The sequence below is a fragment of the Enterobacter sp. A103 genome (genome assembly GCF_034427535.1).
Taxonomy (GTDB): Bacteria; Pseudomonadota; Gammaproteobacteria; order Enterobacterales; family Enterobacteriaceae; genus Enterobacter; species Enterobacter asburiae_B.
The window spans coordinates 353,799-370,943 of the sequence record NZ_JAXQPQ010000001.1 but is presented as its reverse complement, the minus strand read 5'-3'; the positions used below and the strand labels follow the sequence as shown (position 1 = coordinate 370,943).

Here is a 17,145-nt window from a genome sequence, read left to right as displayed (position 1 = left end):
TTTATCCGTTATTCCCGTCCGACAAGGTTGTCACCAGTTCAGCCAGCGAGTAATGCACCGCTTTTTCGACCACATCCTGACAGTCACCGGAGAAAAGCACGGTGCGGGTCTTCGTCTCGCCGCGTATGTTCCACGCGAAGCAGACCGTCCCCGCCGCCGTACCGTCGTCGCCCCCTTCCGGACCCGCGTAGCCGCTGATGGCGATGCTGATATCGGCCTGGGCAATGTCGCGGATACTGGCGGCCATTTCGGTTACCGTCTGCTCGCTCACGGCCGTAAACCGCTCAAGCGTCTCGGGACGCACGCCGAGGATCCGCGCTTTAGCTTCATCGCTGAACACGACCAGCCCAACATCATAAAATTCGGCGGTGTTTTCCTCTGCGCAAAGCGCCACCGAGAGTTTTCCGCCCGTGCAGGACTCCGCGGTGGTTAAGCGAAGCCCGAGATCGGTTAATTTGCTCGCCAGCTTTTTCGTCAGTTCACCCACGGTATTATTGCTGTCGTGAAAAAGATTGCTCATCTTGCCGCCTCTTATTTCTCGAAAGGAATGATTGAAATATGCCCATTGCGCTCAAGTATGGCATATTTAATGTCGCTTATTTCCGTAATGCCATTATTTTGGCGCGCTGACACCAGAATATCATCACAGGACACGTCAACTTTTTTCAGTTTATCGGCTAACGGCACGCCGTTCTCCACCAGAATAACAGGCGTGCCATCCAGAATATTCTCCACCGGCGAGAAATATTTCTTCATCAACCCGAATATAATATCTACTACCACCAGCGTGGTAATGGTAATCATCGCGCCGGTGACGGAAAAATCCTGTCCGAGAAGCGCCTGCTGCGTGGCTTCACTAATTATCAGGAGCAGAATGAGATCGAAGCTGGTCATCTGCAGCAGCGCGCGACGCCCGGCCACTTTAAATACCACCACCAGAAACAGATAAATAGCCAGCGCGCGAAAGACCATATCCATATCAGCCTCCTACGGATAAATAAATTGCCAGATGTTAATTTCCGGCTCGCTGTTGACGCGGATGACGGTTTTCCATTTACCGGCTCTGGAAGGTGTCGTGAAGAGTAACACGGAGAAGCTGTCTGTTTTTTTCAGGTTGTTATAGACAAAATAGAGAGTCTTCCCGCGGCTGAACATAGCGTCCGGCTGCGGCCAGACGCTGCCGGGCTCATACGCATCGCTGCTCTCGCTGGTCATGCTGAGGACATACTTCCCCTCGCTCTGCACCGGAAACGCGAGCGCCATCCGCGTCTCTGTCTCCCGTCGTCCAAAGCGTTCATAGTCTATGGTCAATGATTTAGAGGAATTCGTTTTGACCGTGTCGCTGACCATTCCGCTGGAAAACAGACCGGCAATCGCCGCGACGATAATACCCAGCAGAACAATAAAACCCACCTGACGAAACGCGTATTCAAACGTCAGCAAACGATAACTCTCATCTATCCCGGGTAACTTTTCATTTTCACGCTTCATGGTCATCGTCACCGTTTCGCTTATTATCCGATAATTTTGATTTCTAACGCGAATGTTTTTAGGACTTATCACATTTGCCACATAAAGGAATAGCAACAATACTTAATAAGTCAAGACACGCAAAATGAAGGATATCGGATGAAATTATCACTTATTTCCGCTTTATTGATATTTCTGGTTCCGGCCGCATGGGCAGATAATAACGGGGGTTTACAAAAAGGCGAAGCGCCACCGCCTCCCCACGCGCTTGATAGCGGATATCGCGGAACCGACGACGCGCGTATTATGACCATCAGGCAGGCAAAGGAATTGCACGATGGTGCGACAATTTCCTTACGCGGTAATCTTATTGACGGTAGCGGCGATAAGTTTGTATTTCAGGATAAAACCGGAAAAATCGACGTTATTATTCCCCAGGCAGTCTTCGACGGCAGAACGGTAAAACCCGACCAGATGATCAGTATCAACGGTTCGCTTGATAAAAAATCATCTCCTGCCGTCGTACGTGTTGATCGTTTGCAGAAATAATTCAGCGAAGCGTTAACGCTGCAGTTATCCATCAAATCTCACCCCTTGGCTTAAGGAGTCAGCTATGAGTGATACTAAACAACGTACGAACGCTTACCCGCAGCCCCCGTTCCCGGAACAGCCTCAGACGCCGCCGGGACTGGCATCCGAAATGCAGCCTGTACCCGACCACGGGGAAACAAGCTACAAAGGACATGGCCGCCTGGCCGGCAAAAAAGCGCTGATTACCGGCGGTGACTCCGGTATTGGTCGCGCGGTCGCTATCGCCTATGCGCGTGAAGGCGCTGACGTTGCCATTAACTACCTGCCTGAAGAGGAAAAAGACGCCGCTGAGGTCATCGACCTGATTGAAGCCGAAGGCCGCAAGGCCATCGCGCTGCCGGGAGACGTCCGGGACGAAACGTTCTGTCAGAATCTGGTCGAAGAAGCCGTGTCGAAACTGGGCGGGCTGGACATTCTGGTCAACAACGCCGGCCGTCAGCAGTTCCGTGAATCGCTTGAGGAACTGACCACGGAAGATTTTGACGCAACGTTTAAAACCAACGTTTACGCTCCGTTCTGGATCACCAAGGCGGCGCTGCGCCACCTGAAAGCGTCGTCCGTTATCATTAATACCTCCTCCGTTCAGGCGGTGAAGCCCAGCCCCGTGCTGCTGGACTATGCCCAGACGAAAGCCTGTCTGGCGGTGTTTACCAAATCCTTAGCCAAGCAGCTGGGTCCGAAAGGCATTCGCGTCAACGCGGTTGCTCCTGGCCCTTACTGGACGGTTCTGCAGTCCAGCGGCGGGCAGCCAATGGAAAAAGTGAAGGAGTTCGGTGGCGACACCCCGCTGGGACGTCCGGGCCAGCCCGTCGAGATTGCCCCGCTGTACGTCACGCTGGCCTCGGATGAATGTTCATTTACGTCCGGCCAGGTGTGGTGCTCCGATGGCGGCGACGGCGTGATCTAAACCGGTAGACGATACCCCTCCGCAGTGAGCAATAAACGAACAAGGATGTTCGCTTTTATTCCCCCGCCAAAAAACATGTTGTAACTCAAACAGATCAAATGTTAAAAATATTTTGCTATCAGGTTATCAAAATTAAACAACTTAACTTGTCACCCGCATCGCTCTGTTTTTAACATCGCCTATGGAAAAAAATGGTCTGTTCAGTCAGCGCATACGCTTGCGCCATTTGCATACATTTGTGGCCGTCGCTCAACAGGGAACGCTGGGGCGTGCGGCTGAAACTCTCAACCTGAGCCAGCCTGCGCTCTCAAAAACCCTCAACGAGCTGGAACAGCTGACCGGTGCCCGTCTTTTTGACCGCGGCCGGCTGGGGGCGCAGCTTACCATCGTGGGCGAACAGTTCCTCACGCACGCCGTTAAAGTGCTGGATGCGCTCAATACCGCTGGCCAGTCCCTGCACCGAAAAGAAGAGCAATCCAGTGAGGTGGTACGCGTGGGCGCTCTGCCTACTGCGGCGCTGGGCATTCTTCCGCCCGTTATCGGCCAGTTCCACAAGCAGCAGCGGCATACCACGATTCAGGTCGCCACCATGAATAACACCATGCTGCTCGCGGGGCTGAAATCCGGCGAACTGGATCTCGGAATCGGTCGCATGTCCGACCCTGAGCTGATGGGCGGCCTCAACTATGAACTGCTGTTCCTGGAGTCTCTGAAGCTGGTGGTTCGTCCCGATCACCCCCTGCTGCAGGACACGGTAACGTTAAGCCGCGTGATGGAGTGGCCGGTAGTGGTCTGCCCAAAAGGGACCGTTCCCCGCCAGACCGCCGAAACCTTGCTGCAAATGCAGGGGTGTACGCTGCCCTCAGGGTGTATCGAAACGCTATCGGCCTCGCTTTCACGGCAGCTTACGCTGGATTATGACTACGTCTGGTTCGTCCCCTCCGGTGCGGTGAAAGATGATTTACGTCAGGGAACGCTGATCGCCCTGCCGATTACCTCCCCCGGCCCCGGTGAACCTATCGGCATTTTGACCCGCGTAGACACGCCGCTTTCAACGGGCGCGCAGACGCTGCTGAGCGCTATTCGTAAATCAATGCCGGTCTGACAACTTTCGCCCTCCTCATCCTAACCCTCTCCCCAACGGGGCGAGGGTTCACCAGCCATTTTTCCACCCGAAGCGATAAATATTGCCTCAGGAAAATGAAGAACTTACAGCGACGCTCTGGTCCGGCTGTAAATCGCCGAAGCGTTTCCGCAAGGCCGGGGCGAGGCGCAGGGATGCGCCGAGAGGGCGTGGCCTGCAGGGATGCAGGCTCATGCCAGACCCGATAGCCTGAAGGAATAAGCTGAGGGCACCGCGAAGCGGCGATTTACCGCCGGGAGCCCGGGTTGCCAGGGCGGTGGCGATTGAGCCGCCCTGGCACGTTCACAGGCCATGTCGTTACAGAGTAGCAAGAAACATAAAGTGAACGGAATGACCACCACAGCCGTATGTTCCCCCTCACCCCAGCCCTCTCCCTCAAGGGAGAGGGGCCGTCTGCGCCCTAATCAATTAATGCGAAATCATTCATTAACAATTGCGTAAAACAATTTAACAGTTTTATCATAACGACGAATTCACCAAATGGTTCGTAAATAATTTTACAACTCCGAATTCACCCGTATTAATCATTCTTCCCTCCGCATTTATTACCCAACTGGTACACACCCAGCACGACGGGGGGATCTTAAGGAGACAGAAATGGCATTTGGCAGCGCGCCACGTGGGATACCGCGTATCCTGCAGTGGCTCCTTGCCGGACTGATGTTGCTCATCGGTCTGGCAGTCGGCGGGCTGGGCTTTAAGCTCGTCACCGTAGGCGGAAGCGGATACTTCCTGATCATGGGCGTGGTGATGGTGATTGCCGCGATCCTGATTTTCCTCAATCGCAGCAGCGGGATCGTGCTTTACGCCATCGCCTTTATTGCCTCGCTGTTCTGGGCGGTAGGCGATGCGGGCTGGGATTTCTGGCCGCTCTTCTCTCGCCTGTTTACCTTTGCCGTACTGGCCTTCCTCTGCGCCATCGTCTGGCCTTTCCTGCGCGCGGCAAACCACAGCGTTGCGAACAAGGCGCCCGCTTTTGGCGTCGCGGCCGTGCTCGCGGTGGCGATGCTGGTCAGCCTGGGCTGGATGTTTAAGCCGCAGACCCTCGTGGCAGCGAACGAGCCCGTTCCGGTGAAACCCGTCGCCCCCGGCGAGCAGCAAAAGAACTGGGCGCACTGGGGCAATACCACCCACGGCGACCGTTTTGCCGCGCTGGATCAGATTAACAAGCAAAACGTCCGCGATCTGAAAGTCGCGTGGGTTGCGCACACCGGCGATATTCCGCAGAGCAACGGCTCCGGCGCGGAAGATCAGAACACGCCATTGCAGATTGGCGACACGCTGTACGTCTGTACCCCGTACAGTAAAGTGCTGGCGCTGGACGTGGATTCCGGCAAAGAAAAATGGCGCTACGATTCCAAAGCCACGGCGCCTAACTGGCAGCGCTGCCGCGGTCTGGGCTATTTTGAAGACCATTCCAGCGTGACAACGTCACAGGCAGAGACACCGCCTGCGGCATGCCCTCGCCGCCTGTTCCTGCCGACCACCGACGCCCGCCTGATTGCCATCAACGCGGATACCGGCAAGGTCTGCGAAGACTTCGGTGACCATGGCACCGTGGATCTGAGCGTCGGCATGGGCGAGATCAAGCCCGGGTATTATCAGCAGACCTCCACGCCGCTGGTCGCAGGCAATGTTGTTGTCGTCGGCGGTCGCGTCGCGGATAACTACTCCACCGGCGAACCGCCGGGCGTGGTGCGCGCCTACGACGTTCACACCGGTAAACTGGCGTGGGCGTGGGATCCGGGTAATCCAAAACTGACCGGCCTGCCGCCGGAAGGCCAGACCTACACCCGCGGCACGCCGAACGTCTGGTCAGCAATGTCTTACGACGCTAAGCTGAACCTGATCTACCTGCCAACCGGCAACGCCACCCCGGACTTCTGGGCGGGCGAACGTACCGCGCTGGACGATAAGTACAGTTCCTCCATCGTCGCCGTCGACGCGACCACCGGTCAGGTGCGCTGGCATTTCCAGACAACCCACCACGACCTGTGGGACTTTGACCTGCCTTCCCAGCCGCTGCTGTACGACCTGCCCGACGGTAAGGGCGGTACCACGCCCGTGCTGGTGCAGACCAGCAAGCAGGGCATGATCTTCATGCTTAACCGCGAAACCGGCAAGCCGGTGGCGAAGGTAGAAGAACGTCCTGTCCCGGCGGGTAACGTTGAAGGTGAACGCTACTCGCCGACCCAGCCGTATTCCGTGGGCATGCCGATGATTGGCAACCAGACGCTGACCGAATCCGACATGTGGGGGGCGACGCCTGTTGACCTGCTGCTGTGCCGCATTCAGTTTAAAGAGATGCGTCATCAGGGCGTCTTCACCCCGCCGGGTCTCGACCGTTCCCTGCAGTTCCCTGGCTCACTCGGCGGGATGAACTGGGGTAGCGTCTCCGTTGACCCGAACAACAGCCTGATGTTCGTCAACGATATGCGCCTGGGCCTGGCAAACTACATGGTGCCGCGCGCTAACGTGGCGAAAAACGCCAGCGGCATCGAGATGGGCATCGTACCGATGGACGGCACACCGTTCGGCGCGATGCGCGAACGCTTCCTGTCGCCGCTGGGCATTCCGTGCCAGAAGCCGCCGTTTGGCACCATGTCGGCCGTTGACCTGAAAACCGGCAAGCTGGTGTGGCAGGTGCCTGTTGGCACGGTGGAAGATACCGGGCCGCTGGGCATTCGTATGCACATGCCAATCCCAATCGGCATGCCGACGCTGGGCGCATCACTCTCTACCCAGTCCGGCCTGCTGTTCTTCGCCGGCACGCAGGATTTCTACCTGCGCGCGTTTGATACCGCCACCGGGAAAGAGATCTGGAAAGACCGTCTGCCGGTCGGCAGCCAGTCCGGCCCGATGACCTACGTATCGCCGAAAACCGGTAAGCAGTACATCATCATCAATGCCGGGGGCGCCCGACAGTCGCCGGATCGCGGGGATTACGTTATCGCGTACGCGTTACCCGATAAGCAATAAGATGTGAAAAAGGGACCGAAAGGTCCCTTTTTTTTGCCCGGTGGCGACTCAGAACGTCTCCCAGTTATCCCCGGAAACCGTCGCCGCCGGACGCAACGGCGCGTTCTTCGATACTGGCGCAGACATCACCGCGCGGCCTGGCTTTGTAATGCTCAGACGAAACGCCCCAACCGCCTCGGTCAGACGCGCGCCCTGTTCTTCCAGAGACGCGGCGGCCGCAGAGGCTTCTTCCACCAGCGAGGCGTTCTGCTGGGTCACTTTATCCATCTCAGAAATCGCCTGGCTCACCTGCACGATACCGCGGCTCTGCTCATCGGACGCGGCGGCAATCTCCAGCATGATGTCGGTCACGCGTTTAACCGCTTCGACGATTTCATTCATGGTGTTACCGGCAGCCACAACCTCACCGGAGCCCTGGTCGATCAGCGAGACCGATTCGTTAATCAGGCTTTCGATCTCTTTTGCGGCATTCGCACTGCGGCTTGCAAGGGTTCGGACTTCGCTTGCCACCACGGCAAAACCGCGCCCCTGCTCGCCCGCCCGCGCCGCTTCTACCGCCGCGTTAAGCGCCAGGATATTGGTCTGGAACGCAATGCTGTTGATGACGGCGGTGATCTCGGAGATTTTTTTCGAACTGGTGGAGATATTGCCCATGGTTTTGACCACGCCGGAGACCATCTGGCCGCCGCGGCTGGCTTTCCCGGAGGCATCTTCCGCAAGCTTGCTGGCATGATGGGCGTTATCGGCGTTCTGTTTCACCGTCGCGGTAAGCTGTTCCATGCTTGCGGCGGTTTGCTCAATGGCCGCAGCCTGCTGTTCGGTACGCGAAGAGAGATCGGTGTTACCGGCAGAAATCTCGCTCGTGCCGCGGTAGATCTCCTCCGCCCCCTGACGTACGGTGCCTACGGTGTTTTCAAGCGAGTGCTGCATGGTTTGCAGATCGCGCGTCAGGCGGCCAATTTCGCTGCGCCCGGCCACGTCGTCCGGCATCGTCAGGTCGCCTTTGGCGATATTCTCGATACGTTTCGCTGCACGCTGCAAAGGATTGATTACCGTGCGGCGCAGCACGACAAAGGTCATCGCCGTCAGCACCAGCGCCAGCGCAAACGCGCCCACCATAAACATCAGGCCCAGCTGCGTGCGGCTGTGCGCCTGGGCCGTCAGCGCATTGGCACGCTCGGTACGGATCTTAATCGCCTTCAGCAGCACGGCGTTGTATGCGTCATCCAGCGGACGCGCCGTTTCGTTTTCGTGGTTGATAATCGCTTCGAACATGCCGTTTTTGGCGAATTTCACCATAGGCTGCATGCCCGCGATATAGGCGTCGTACCGCGCCTTGAGATCCTCATCCAGCGCTGCACCCTCAGCGGTACGCACGGCACGATTCATATAGGCGGTAAAGCTCTCCTGGGACTGCTTAATGCGCGTTTCCGCCTCGCTGATGTTCTGCTTCATCGCATCCATCTCCGCGATGCGGCTTGCCGCACCGGCGTGGATCAGATTAATACGCGCGGTACGCAGATGGTTTGAGCTGTTCGACAGCCCCATACGCACCTGAATTTCGGATGTGACATCCTGCTGATCGTTATCGGCCTGCAGCAGGAAATACCCCGCCAGACCCGAGCTCAAGGCGAACAGAAGAATAATGCCACCGAGAATGGAGGAAAACAGCGGAACCAGCCTGATGTGATGCAAGAAGCTCAGCTTGCGCTGCGCCTGCATCGAAGTAGTGTTGTCCATGACCGTCGACTCTCTTATAGGTAAGATGCGTAAAAACATGCGTGTTAAATAGTCATCGGCACGGTGGGGATTTAGATTACGGCTAAAAACGCCGCACTGGTCACACTTTAGAGAAGATTATTAAAGAAACGCCAGCGGTGAAAAACCGCTGGCAGAAGAGTTACTTGTCGCCGAAATGAATGACGGTACGGATGGATTTTCCTTCGTGCATCAGATCGAACGCGTCGTTGATCTGCTCCAGCGGCAAACGGTGGGTAATGAACGGGTCGAGCTGAATCTTGCCGACCATAGCATCTTCAACCATACCCGGAAGCTGGGTACGGCCCTTCACGCCGCCAAACGCGGAACCGCGCCATACGCGACCGGTGACCAGCTGGAACGGACGGGTTTTAATCTCCTGGCCCGCGCCGGCCACGCCAATGATGATGCTCTCGCCCCAGCCTTTGTGGCAGCATTCGAGTGCGGAACGCATCACGTTCACGTTGCCGATACATTCGAAGCTGAAGTCAACGCCGCCGTCGGTCATCTCAACGATGACGTCCTGAATCGGTTTTTCGTGATCTTTCGGGTTCACGAAATCGGTCGCGCCCATTTCACCCGCCAGCCTGAATTTCTCCGGGTTGGTGTCGACCGCGATGATACGCCCGGCCTTCGCCTGCACCGCGCCCTGAATCACCGCCAGACCAATGCCGCCGAGACCGAACACCGCCACGGTGTCGCCCTCTTTGACTTTTGCCGTGTTATGCACCGCGCCAATACCGGTGGTCACGCCGCAGCCCAGCAGGCAGACTTTATCCAGCGGCGCCTGCGGGTTCACCTTCGCCAGGGAAATTTCCGCGCAAACGGTGTACTCGCTGAAGGTGCTGGTGCCCATGTAGTGGTAAACAGGCTCGCCGTTATAGGAGAAACGGGTGGTACCGTCCGGCATCAGCCCTTTCCCCTGAGTGGCGCGAACCGCCTGGCAGAGGTTGGTTTTACCGGATTTACAGAACTTACACTCGCCGCACTCCGCGGTGTACAGCGGGATAACGTGATCGCCAGGCTTCAGGCTGGTCACGCCCTCGCCCACTTCCACCACAATCCCGCCGCCTTCATGACCCAGCACCGCCGGGAAGACGCCTTCCGGATCGTCACCGGAGAGCGTAAACGCATCGGTATGGCACACGCCGGTATGGGTGATTTTGATCAGCACTTCGCCTTTCTTCGGCGGTGCCACGTCGATTTCAACGATTTTCAGCGGCTGGCCGGGACCAAATGCAACTGCAGCGCGAGATTTCATCATGTCTTCCCTTTTTGTCAGGTGTGTGGGTTTATTTTAGATAAGAGCGCAGCAAATGGCCGACTTCCGCCATGCGTACGGCTCGCTGATCCGGCGTGGTTTCCCCCGTCACCAGCTCATCTTTGAGGTGAATTTCAACCATTTCGCCCATCAGGCCATTGGCAGCCCCGCGCACGGCGGCGATTTGCTGCAGGATGGCCAGGCAGGGGTCGCCCGACTCCAGCGCGCGTTCAAGGGCATCAACCTGGCCCCGAATGCGACGGACGCGAGTAAGAATACGTTTTTTATCTTCGGGTGAATGCGGCATACGCCCTCCTGATACTATAGGGGGGTATGGTATTTTACTTACCTGGCGATGTAAACCTTCCATTTCAGCTTGCAATAACAGCGCATCTACTGCAGCTCATCAACCAGGCAAATTAAATGTAGCAATAAATAACTTACTGAAATATATAATTATTTAATAACATTATTTGCCTAACCGAAATGAAGCTCTCGTTGTTTAGTGGCGTTTTAATATCCAACAGGAGTTAATACATGGCATGGAACAAACACGCTGCGGCCCTGCATGCACGCCAGAGTGCCGGCATTTCATCGCAAAAACGCTGTGGTGAATTTACTCGCAAGGCAATACGAGCAGGTGGCGCGGATATTGGAAATGCACCCAATGCAAAAAACTATGGCAGGGAGAAAATCCGGCAGGTCACATGGCGATTTATGACGGTACAACCTGGTACTCTGATTTCAGACAAAGAGATATGTGGGGTGGTCCGGGATATCGCTCCGCACGCCCTGCTTACAAAATTTACAGGAAAAGCTGATGCGTAACGTTCTTTTGATGTGCCTGTTACTGACAGGATGTGCAACACAGATGGATACGCCGGAAAAACGCACTCATAACTTTTATACGTTTTACCTCACGGCTTTCGTTACAGACAGCAAAGAAGATAATCTCGATTCCCCAAAAATGCGTGAGTATATCGCGCGAGACACGCTCTTCCGACTGCAGAGAATTTTCTCTCTCTATGAGCAGGAAATTATCGGTTCCGACTATTTTACCTATACGCAAGACTATGCCGCGGAGTGGATCCCTGACCTAAGCGTAAGCAACGCGATAAACTCTGCGTCCGGAAAACTTGTTAACGTCGAGCTGGGTGTGGGTCATGAGCAGAAGCTGCAGTTAAACGTGTATCTGCGTAATGAAGACGGTAAGTGGAAAATATATCGCGTCACCGATGCGAGCCATCATTTTGAACAGTATATTTTTGACGACAGGGCGATTGCTGCCGCGCAACGATATGCCGCAAGTATAACGTCCCCCTAATCTCTCTTTTCTTGTGTCATGCCAGGACATATGTCCTGGCATTTGTGTTTTCATAATTTACCCGGCATTGACGAGCCCTTGTTCACAACGAATGTCATCAATCATTTATCGTCCTGTCGCGACGGTGTTCCTGCGAACTACGCGTTTAATCATAGAGTTACGATATTGTACTTTCCTCCCCGGCCGCATCTCTTTTTATCGTGAGCGCTTGAACAACCCTACCAATTTTAGTGTAAAACAATAAATGTTTATTGTTTTACGATAATCTCCAGGCTAGCCTGCACGCACTTCAACTTACCCTTTGCCAGGAGAGGCATCGAATGAAAAGAAGTCTGCTGTATGGCGTTTCGCTCGCGGGGATCGCGCTTTGCGCCCCCGCACGCAGTGCGGATCTGTCCGGTTACGCGGGACTGGGCGTCGCGGTCAGCCCCGTTTATTCGGGATCGCAGCATTACGCGCCCGGGCCGCTACTTAAAGGCGGCCTGAGTCTGAAGAGTAAAGACTATGGGCAGTGGGATCTCTCTACGGAAGGTCTTGCATGGACATATAGCCCCGACGCCCCGTTTGCCGTGAGCCTGCTGCTGGCCTCTGATGAGGGGCGAAAAGAGACAGTTAACTATCCCTTCTCCGCCCGAAAAAACCGCGACCTGCAGGGAATGGGCGATATGTCCGACATGCTGATGGCTGGCGCGGAGATGCGTTATCACCGCGAGGACTGGACGATATGGCTGCGGGCGTTAAGCGCAACGCAAAAACACCGGTACGGTGGCGAGACGCAGCCGCAGGCGAGGACCGTGAACAGCGGCGTAAAGTCCACCCTCTGGCGCGGGCAGGACGTCGAGTTTTCGGTCGCAGGTGACATCACCTGGGCGAACGGCGGCTATCAGCAGCGCCATTATGGCGTCACCGCGAACCAGTCTCAGCGCACTGGGTTTGAGGCATATTCACCCTCATCGGGTTTGCAGGAAGCTGGGGTCGATAGCGAACTGGTCTGGCACATCAGCGAAAATCTGGCGGCTGGGGTGGCCGGCCGCGCAGCCTGTCTGATTGATGAAGCGGGTCAGAGCCCGCTGGTGAAAAGCCGCATACAGTACACCCTGTCATCCATGATCCAGTACGAGTTCTGAGGCGAAAACCATGAATAAACGGTATGTGTACAGCCGCAGGCGACTCTTAGCCGCAGGGGTGGTTTTTGTGTCGCTGATTGCTGCAGGCATCTACCTGCAGCCGGGCGTCAGCACTCCGTCCCCGCGCCAGACGGGAGATGCAACCATAGTCTCGTTCCTGACGCCATTACTCAGCGGTGCGCGAGGCAGCGTTGCCGTCGCATTCATTACGCCGAAAGGCGTGCAGTACGCTCTGTGGGACAGCGATTTTACGAAACAGTATGAAATCGCCAGCCTGACCAAAACCATGACCAGCAGCCTGCTGATTGAGGCGCAGCGACGCGGCGAAGCGGCGCCACAAACCCGCGTCGGTGAACTTATTCCGGAGATAGCGGGCCTGGCGAGCGATATTACCCTGGCGCAGCTGGCTTCGCACCGCTCCGGCCTGCCGCCGCTGGCGACGTCGTTACCCGAGAAAGTTCAGGTCATTAAAAGCATCATCCTGCGTGACAATATCTGGAACTTCGATGAGGAGACATTAATAGAGATGGTGAATAAAGCCAGCGTCGAACGCCCGGCTGAATTTGACTATTCCAACACCGGCTACGCGCTGCTGGGACTGGCGCTGGCGCGTGCATCGCATCAATCCTTTGCTCATCTCCTGCAAACGCGAATTTTCGCTCAGGCGCATATGACAGACTCCGTCGTCGCCAGCGATACGACGCCCGCCTCTTTCGCATTCAGCCGCGGTCGGTCCGCTTCCGGCCTGAGCGAAGCGCCGTGGGTCATGCACGCGTTTGCCCCTGCCGCAGGCGTGCGCTCAACCATTGTCGACATGACCCATTACGCGCAGTCGCTGCTGGAAGGAAAGCTCGCATGGAGCGACGCAATGACGCCACAGTTTGCGACTGACGATCCCGATTCACGCGTAGGCTATGGCTGGTTCACCACGCGCATTCAGGGGCGCGATATCACCTGGCATGATGGTGAATCGTCAGGGTTTGCTTCCGCTATTGCCTTCGACCGACAGCGTAAAAGCGCCGTGGTGATCCTTTCCGACACCGCGTGGCCGGTGGTTGTCCCGGCCATACGGCTGCTGTTAGCCCAGCCATATCAGGCAGCAGAGGCGCATCATGAACTGGATTGATATTCTCTGGACGATACTGACCTTCGTCTCGGCCCTGCTGTTTACGTGCGGAGCCTGGGCCGCGCGGTATAAACTTCGGCTGGTGAACACAATGCTGACCGTCGGAATCATTCTCTATAGCATGGAGATGATGCAGACCATCACCCATCTGAACAGTTCAGGTTACTTTTTCAGAATGCTCACCTGGGTGATTCAGGCCTCTTATCTCGCCATTAGCGTGTATCACGTGTGGCCAAAACCGTGGATGAAACGCGGCGCTAACTGTCTGAACGGTGGCAAGATTGCCATCGCGCTGATGCTTATGTCATGCTTGAGCATGCTGGTCTTAAAATAATATGAAATATTCAGGAAGGTTCGACGTGAATGGTGCGAGGGATAAACTCAGTCTGGTGCTCATCGCAGGGGTGCTGCCGCTATTTCTCATCCTGGTTTTAATCACCCCTTTGTGGATTTATTTCACCGGCGAGTCGTTTTTCATTTCCACTCTGCTAAAGCTCGCTGAGGTTCAGAATGACGATCTGGCGGTTTTGGCGGTTTCGACGGTTTCGCCGCTACGCCAGATACTCCTGCTGGCGATCCTTTATCTCCCGGCGGGGCTGTTTGCCTTCGCTATCTGGCAGGGAATGAGCGTCACGCGACAGGTTCGTCAAAAGCAGATCCTCTCCCGGGCCCTGGCGAACAGCGTTCGCAACATTGCAATCGCAATGCTAAGCCTTGGGATCGCGCTGCCGGTCTGTCGCTTTTTGATCCCTCTCACGATCGCGTGGCCGGGACATTACTACCAGGTCACCCTTTTGCTTGGGGATTTTGTTCTGTTATTAACCGGCGGTTTGCTGCTGGTAACGTTTCACTCCCTGGTCGAAGGGATCAAAGCGGAAGAAGAAAATAAGGAGTTCATCTGATTATGGCTGTCGTGGTTCATCTGGACAAAATGCTGGTAGAAAAGAAAATGACGTCCAGAGCCCTGGCTGCCTTTGTGGGGATCACGGAGCAAAACCTGTCGCTGCTCAAGTCCGGCAAGGTTAAAGGGATACGTTTTGATACGCTGGCGAAAATTTGCGAAGCGCTGCAGTGTCAACCCGGCGACATCCTCTCCTGGGAGCCGGACAGCCCGGAATGACGCGCCTGCGCCAGCGTTTGCAGCTCCTCCTTAAGCCAGCGGGTCGCCCCTCGCTGGCCGCTGCGTTTATGCGAGTAAATTTTCACTTCAAACGTGCGTATCGAAAACGGTAAAGGAAAAATCCTCAGGTCCGCTGCCGCAGCCAGCTTCTCAGCGGCAAAACGGGGGATTGCCATCAGCAGGTCGCTTTCGGCAACGATAAACGGCGCGCTCAGCATCGACGGCGTTTTGATCGCGATTTGTCGGGTATAGCCCAGCTGTTCGAGCCGCACGTCCAGAACGCCCTGCTTCTCATTCCATGGCGTCACCACCAGATGTCGGGCCGCGAGATAATCCTCCAGCGTCAGACGCGTCCGGCGCGCGTTGCCGATGACCACATACTCATCTTCAAACCAGTCGATCTCTTCCAGCTCCGGGTGCCGGATATCATCCTGAGTGCTGAAACCCAGCGCGAGATCCACTTCGCCCGCCAGCAGTTCCGTCAGCGCCGGGCTGTGCGGCAGATAGCGCAATTCGAAACGCAAACCCGGGGCCGCAAGCTGCAGTTTGTGCATCAGCGCCGGGAAAATGCACAGCGCGGTAAAGTCCGTAATCCCAATTTGTAGGCTTTCGGTACTGCTGGCCGGGTTAAACTCCGGCTGCGGGGTCAGCTCATGGTTGAGGAACGACAATGCGGAAGCAATGGAAGGCGCCAGCTGATTGGCATACACGCTGGGGGACATGCGATGCCCTTCGCGAAAAAAGAGCGGGTCATTAAGGGTGATGCGCAAACGCGACAGCGCATGGCTCAGTGCCGATGTGCTCATCGCCAGCTCGTCAGCGGCCAGCCGAACGGAACGGTGGCGGTAAATCGCGTCGAAAACGGGCAGCAGGTTTAAATCAAGACGCCTCAGTACCGGATGCATAATATTCATCTTTTGTTGATTTCATTGCACTTAATTCTTCGGACAATACTCCGTATGCTTAACGCCATCAATCGAAACACAGGCTAAAACACAGGAAAAACAATGAGCATCACCATTCGTCAGGCCCGCCCCGAAGATGCGGCGGCAATATACGCCATGATCTACGAGCTGGCGGTGTATGAAAAAGCGCCGGAAGAAGTGGTTACCACGCCGGAGGAGATCCGCGAAACGCTCTTTGGCGCAGGCACAAAAACCGAAGCGTTGATCGCGGAGTGTGAAGGCAAGACTGCCGGCTATGCCGTGTTCTTCACCAGCTATTCGACCTGGCTCGGACGCAACGGGATTTACATGGAAGACCTGTACGTTTCCCCGGAGTATCGCGGTAAAGGCGCGGGAAGAGCGCTGCTGAAACATATCGCGCAGCTCGCGGTAAAACGACAGTGCGGCCGCCTTGAATGGAGCGTGCTGGACTGGAACCAGCCCGCCATTGATTTTTACCTGAGCATAGGCGCGCTGCCGCAGTCCGAATGGGTACGCTATCGTCTTGATGGCGACGCGCTACTGAAATTTGCCGAATAGCGACACGTGGTACCCGAGATGATCCCGCCCCGCGGGGTCGCTCTGTCCTGCCTTGATCCCGTCTCAACAGATGATGAATTTATGCTACCCTTCCATAAATTTCATAAACATATTGCAGAACGCCATGACGACAGCCCCTTTTATCCGACCACAACTTTCCCTGCCAGACGGTGCCGACAGGCTGCTGTTGCACTCCTGCTGCGCCCCCTGCTCGGGTGAAGTGATGGAGGCTATCCAGGCTTCGGGGATTGACTACACGATTTTCTTCTACAACCCCAATATCCATCCACAAAAGGAATACCTCATTCGGAAGGAGGAGAATATTCGCTTTGCGGAAAAACACGGCGTGCCGTTTGTTGATGCCGATTACGACACCGATAACTGGTTTGAGCGTGCAAAAGGCATGGAATGGGAACCCGAGCGCGGCGTCCGCTGCACCATGTGCTTCGATATGCGTTTCGAGCGTACGGCGCTCTATGCGGCAGAAAATGGATTCAGCGTCATCAGCAGCTCGCTGGGGATCTCCCGCTGGAAAAACATGCAGCAGATAAATGACTGCGGCCAGCGTGCTGCCGCGCGCTATCCGGGTATGATTTACTGGGACTATAACTGGCGCAAACAGGGCGGCTCCTCTCGCATGATTGAGATCAGCAAGCGGGAGCAGTTTTACCAGCAGGAATACTGCGGGTGCGTTTATTCGCTCAGGGACAGTAACCTGCATCGTAAGTCTCAGGGCCGCCCGCTGATCCGCATCGGGAAACTGTATTACGGTCAGGATGACAATGAGAAATAACGGGTTCCCGGTATAGAGATATATCCGAAAACAGGCCTGACATGTACCGAATTTAGCCTTA

At 55.9% G+C, this 17,145-nt stretch carries 19 protein-coding genes and 1 pseudogene; 13 read left to right on the top strand and 7 right to left on the bottom strand.

From position 1 onward, the window contains the following. Position 1 precedes the first annotated feature (1 nt). From SPH27_RS01775 to SPH27_RS01765, 3 genes are read right to left on the bottom strand one after another with little or no spacing between them, the layout of a single operon-like run. Positions 2 to 520, bottom strand: coding sequence for a 2-oxo-tetronate isomerase (locus SPH27_RS01775; protein WP_032657136.1), 519 nt, complete (start codon positions 518 to 520; stop codon positions 2 to 4). 11 nt (positions 521 to 531) lie between these two features. Continuing rightward, positions 532 to 978 (bottom strand): DUF421 domain-containing protein, encoded by a 447-nt coding sequence (locus SPH27_RS01770; protein WP_023311671.1) that lies wholly within the window; start codon positions 976 to 978, stop codon positions 532 to 534. 9 nt (positions 979 to 987) lie between these two features. After that, positions 988 to 1,491 carry a hypothetical protein gene (locus tag SPH27_RS01765; protein ID WP_167819215.1) on the bottom strand — a complete coding sequence of 168 codons (504 nt, stop codon included), beginning with the start codon at positions 1,489 to 1,491 and terminating at the stop codon, positions 988 to 990. A gap of 138 nt (positions 1,492 to 1,629) precedes the next feature. Here SPH27_RS01765 and SPH27_RS01760 point away from each other — a divergent pair, with 138 nt between their 5' ends. The 4 genes from SPH27_RS01760 (at position 1,630) to SPH27_RS01745 (ending at position 7,091) form a co-directional block, all read left to right on the top strand. Continuing rightward, positions 1,630 to 2,019: a YdeI family stress tolerance OB fold protein gene (locus SPH27_RS01760; protein ID WP_039262530.1), complete on the top strand. Its 390-nt coding sequence runs from the start codon at positions 1,630 to 1,632 to the stop codon at positions 2,017 to 2,019. Positions 2,020 to 2,083: 64 nt separating this feature from the next. Next, positions 2,084 to 2,968, top strand: a complete 885-nt coding sequence (locus SPH27_RS01755) for an SDR family oxidoreductase (protein WP_023311668.1) — start codon at positions 2,084 to 2,086, stop codon at positions 2,966 to 2,968. 181 nt (positions 2,969 to 3,149) lie between these two features. Next, a complete protein-coding gene (locus tag SPH27_RS01750) occupies positions 3,150 to 4,073 on the top strand; it encodes a LysR substrate-binding domain-containing protein (RefSeq protein ID WP_033145495.1) in 924 nt (307 codons plus the stop codon). A 636-nt stretch (positions 4,074 to 4,709) separates the two neighbouring features. Beyond that, entirely contained in the window at positions 4,710 to 7,091 is a 2,382-nt protein-coding gene (locus tag SPH27_RS01745) for a glucose/quinate/shikimate family membrane-bound PQQ-dependent dehydrogenase (protein WP_182072733.1), read from the top strand. Between the two features lie 48 nt (positions 7,092 to 7,139). On the opposite strand, the gene SPH27_RS01740 is transcribed toward SPH27_RS01745, so the two are convergent. The 3 genes from SPH27_RS01740 to SPH27_RS01730 all read right to left on the bottom strand — a co-directional run bounded on the left by SPH27_RS01740 (position 7,140) and on the right by SPH27_RS01730 (position 10,417). Continuing rightward, the gene (locus SPH27_RS01740; protein ID WP_182072731.1) at positions 7,140 to 8,831 is read right to left on the bottom strand and encodes a methyl-accepting chemotaxis protein; all 1,692 of its coding nucleotides are present in this window, start codon (positions 8,829 to 8,831) and stop codon (positions 7,140 to 7,142) included. Positions 8,832 to 8,991: 160 nt separating this feature from the next. After that, a complete protein-coding gene (locus SPH27_RS01735) occupies positions 8,992 to 10,110 on the bottom strand; it encodes an S-(hydroxymethyl)glutathione dehydrogenase/class III alcohol dehydrogenase (RefSeq protein ID WP_033146534.1) in 1,119 nt (372 codons plus the stop codon). A gap of 31 nt (positions 10,111 to 10,141) precedes the next feature. Then, positions 10,142 to 10,417: a metal/formaldehyde-sensitive transcriptional repressor gene (locus SPH27_RS01730; protein ID WP_003857256.1), complete on the bottom strand. Its 276-nt coding sequence runs from the start codon at positions 10,415 to 10,417 to the stop codon at positions 10,142 to 10,144. 230 nt (positions 10,418 to 10,647) lie between these two features. Between SPH27_RS01730 and SPH27_RS01725 the strand changes: the two are divergent. The 7 genes and pseudogenes from SPH27_RS01725 (at position 10,648) to SPH27_RS01695 (ending at position 14,807) form a co-directional block, all read left to right on the top strand. Beyond that, a pseudogene (locus tag SPH27_RS01725) lies at positions 10,648 to 10,931 on the top strand (hypothetical protein). Then, positions 10,931 to 11,434 carry a YbjP/YqhG family protein gene (locus tag SPH27_RS01720; protein ID WP_182072729.1) on the top strand — a complete coding sequence of 168 codons (504 nt, stop codon included), beginning with the start codon at positions 10,931 to 10,933 and terminating at the stop codon, positions 11,432 to 11,434. The pseudogene SPH27_RS01725 and the gene SPH27_RS01720 overlap by 1 nt, the downstream one beginning before the upstream one ends. Before the next feature lie 320 nt (positions 11,435 to 11,754). Further along, a complete protein-coding gene (locus tag SPH27_RS01715) occupies positions 11,755 to 12,561 on the top strand; it encodes a MipA/OmpV family protein (protein WP_048978812.1) in 807 nt (268 codons plus the stop codon). A 10-nt stretch (positions 12,562 to 12,571) separates the two neighbouring features. Further along, positions 12,572 to 13,687 carry a serine hydrolase domain-containing protein gene (locus SPH27_RS01710; protein ID WP_182072727.1) on the top strand — a complete coding sequence of 372 codons (1,116 nt, stop codon included), beginning with the start codon at positions 12,572 to 12,574 and terminating at the stop codon, positions 13,685 to 13,687. After that, positions 13,674 to 14,021: a hypothetical protein gene (locus tag SPH27_RS01705; RefSeq protein WP_182072725.1), complete on the top strand. Its 348-nt coding sequence runs from the start codon at positions 13,674 to 13,676 to the stop codon at positions 14,019 to 14,021. Before SPH27_RS01710 ends, SPH27_RS01705 begins: the two co-directional genes overlap by 14 nt. Before the next feature lies 1 nt (position 14,022). After that, positions 14,023 to 14,589 (top strand): DUF2975 domain-containing protein, encoded by a 567-nt coding sequence (locus SPH27_RS01700; protein WP_259346820.1) that lies wholly within the window; start codon positions 14,023 to 14,025, stop codon positions 14,587 to 14,589. A gap of 2 nt (positions 14,590 to 14,591) precedes the next feature. Next, complete coding sequence (locus SPH27_RS01695; RefSeq protein WP_024908393.1) at positions 14,592 to 14,807, top strand: helix-turn-helix domain-containing protein; 216 nt, start codon at positions 14,592 to 14,594, stop codon at positions 14,805 to 14,807. On the opposite strand, the gene SPH27_RS01690 is transcribed toward SPH27_RS01695, so the two are convergent. Next, positions 14,762 to 15,721 (bottom strand): LysR family transcriptional regulator, encoded by a 960-nt coding sequence (locus SPH27_RS01690; protein ID WP_182072723.1) that lies wholly within the window; start codon positions 15,719 to 15,721, stop codon positions 14,762 to 14,764. The two genes, SPH27_RS01695 and SPH27_RS01690, sit on opposite strands and share 46 nt — an antisense overlap. Before the next feature lie 93 nt (positions 15,722 to 15,814). Here SPH27_RS01690 and SPH27_RS01685 point away from each other — a divergent pair, with 93 nt between their 5' ends. Together SPH27_RS01685 and SPH27_RS01680 are read left to right on the top strand one after the other, a co-directional pair. Continuing rightward, a complete protein-coding gene (locus tag SPH27_RS01685; protein WP_033145486.1) occupies positions 15,815 to 16,291 on the top strand; it encodes a GNAT family N-acetyltransferase in 477 nt (158 codons plus the stop codon). A gap of 124 nt (positions 16,292 to 16,415) precedes the next feature. Further along, positions 16,416 to 17,084 carry an epoxyqueuosine reductase QueH gene (locus SPH27_RS01680; RefSeq protein WP_182072721.1) on the top strand — a complete coding sequence of 223 codons (669 nt, stop codon included), beginning with the start codon at positions 16,416 to 16,418 and terminating at the stop codon, positions 17,082 to 17,084. Positions 17,085 to 17,145 lie beyond the last annotated feature (61 nt).

Bases quoted from the DNA above. Each gene is read 5' to 3' on its own strand.
- SPH27_RS01775 (WP_032657136.1), bottom strand. From the start codon at position 520: ATGAGCAATCTTTTTCACGACAGCAATAATACCGTGGGTGAACTGACG.
- SPH27_RS01770 (WP_023311671.1), bottom strand. From the start codon at position 978: ATGGATATGGTCTTTCGCGCGCTGGCTATTTATCTGTTTCTGGTGGTG.
- SPH27_RS01765 (WP_167819215.1), bottom strand. From the start codon at position 1,491: ATGAAGCGTGAAAATGAAAAGTTACCCGGGATAGATGAGAGTTATCGT.
- SPH27_RS01760 (WP_039262530.1), top strand. From the start codon at position 1,630: ATGAAATTATCACTTATTTCCGCTTTATTGATATTTCTGGTTCCGGCC.
- SPH27_RS01755 (WP_023311668.1), top strand. From the start codon at position 2,084: ATGAGTGATACTAAACAACGTACGAACGCTTACCCGCAGCCCCCGTTC.
- SPH27_RS01750 (WP_033145495.1), top strand. From the start codon at position 3,150: ATGGAAAAAAATGGTCTGTTCAGTCAGCGCATACGCTTGCGCCATTTG.
- SPH27_RS01745 (WP_182072733.1), top strand. From the start codon at position 4,710: ATGGCATTTGGCAGCGCGCCACGTGGGATACCGCGTATCCTGCAGTGG.
- SPH27_RS01740 (WP_182072731.1), bottom strand. From the start codon at position 8,831: ATGGACAACACTACTTCGATGCAGGCGCAGCGCAAGCTGAGCTTCTTG.
- SPH27_RS01735 (WP_033146534.1), bottom strand. From the start codon at position 10,110: ATGAAATCTCGCGCTGCAGTTGCATTTGGTCCCGGCCAGCCGCTGAAA.
- SPH27_RS01730 (WP_003857256.1), bottom strand. From the start codon at position 10,417: ATGCCGCATTCACCCGAAGATAAAAAACGTATTCTTACTCGCGTCCGT.
- SPH27_RS01720 (WP_182072729.1), top strand. From the start codon at position 10,931: ATGCGTAACGTTCTTTTGATGTGCCTGTTACTGACAGGATGTGCAACA.
- SPH27_RS01715 (WP_048978812.1), top strand. From the start codon at position 11,755: ATGAAAAGAAGTCTGCTGTATGGCGTTTCGCTCGCGGGGATCGCGCTT.
- SPH27_RS01710 (WP_182072727.1), top strand. From the start codon at position 12,572: ATGAATAAACGGTATGTGTACAGCCGCAGGCGACTCTTAGCCGCAGGG.
- SPH27_RS01705 (WP_182072725.1), top strand. From the start codon at position 13,674: ATGAACTGGATTGATATTCTCTGGACGATACTGACCTTCGTCTCGGCC.
- SPH27_RS01700 (WP_259346820.1), top strand. From the start codon at position 14,023: ATGAAATATTCAGGAAGGTTCGACGTGAATGGTGCGAGGGATAAACTC.
- SPH27_RS01695 (WP_024908393.1), top strand. From the start codon at position 14,592: ATGGCTGTCGTGGTTCATCTGGACAAAATGCTGGTAGAAAAGAAAATG.
- SPH27_RS01690 (WP_182072723.1), bottom strand. From the start codon at position 15,721: ATGAATATTATGCATCCGGTACTGAGGCGTCTTGATTTAAACCTGCTG.
- SPH27_RS01685 (WP_033145486.1), top strand. From the start codon at position 15,815: ATGAGCATCACCATTCGTCAGGCCCGCCCCGAAGATGCGGCGGCAATA.
- SPH27_RS01680 (WP_182072721.1), top strand. From the start codon at position 16,416: ATGACGACAGCCCCTTTTATCCGACCACAACTTTCCCTGCCAGACGGT.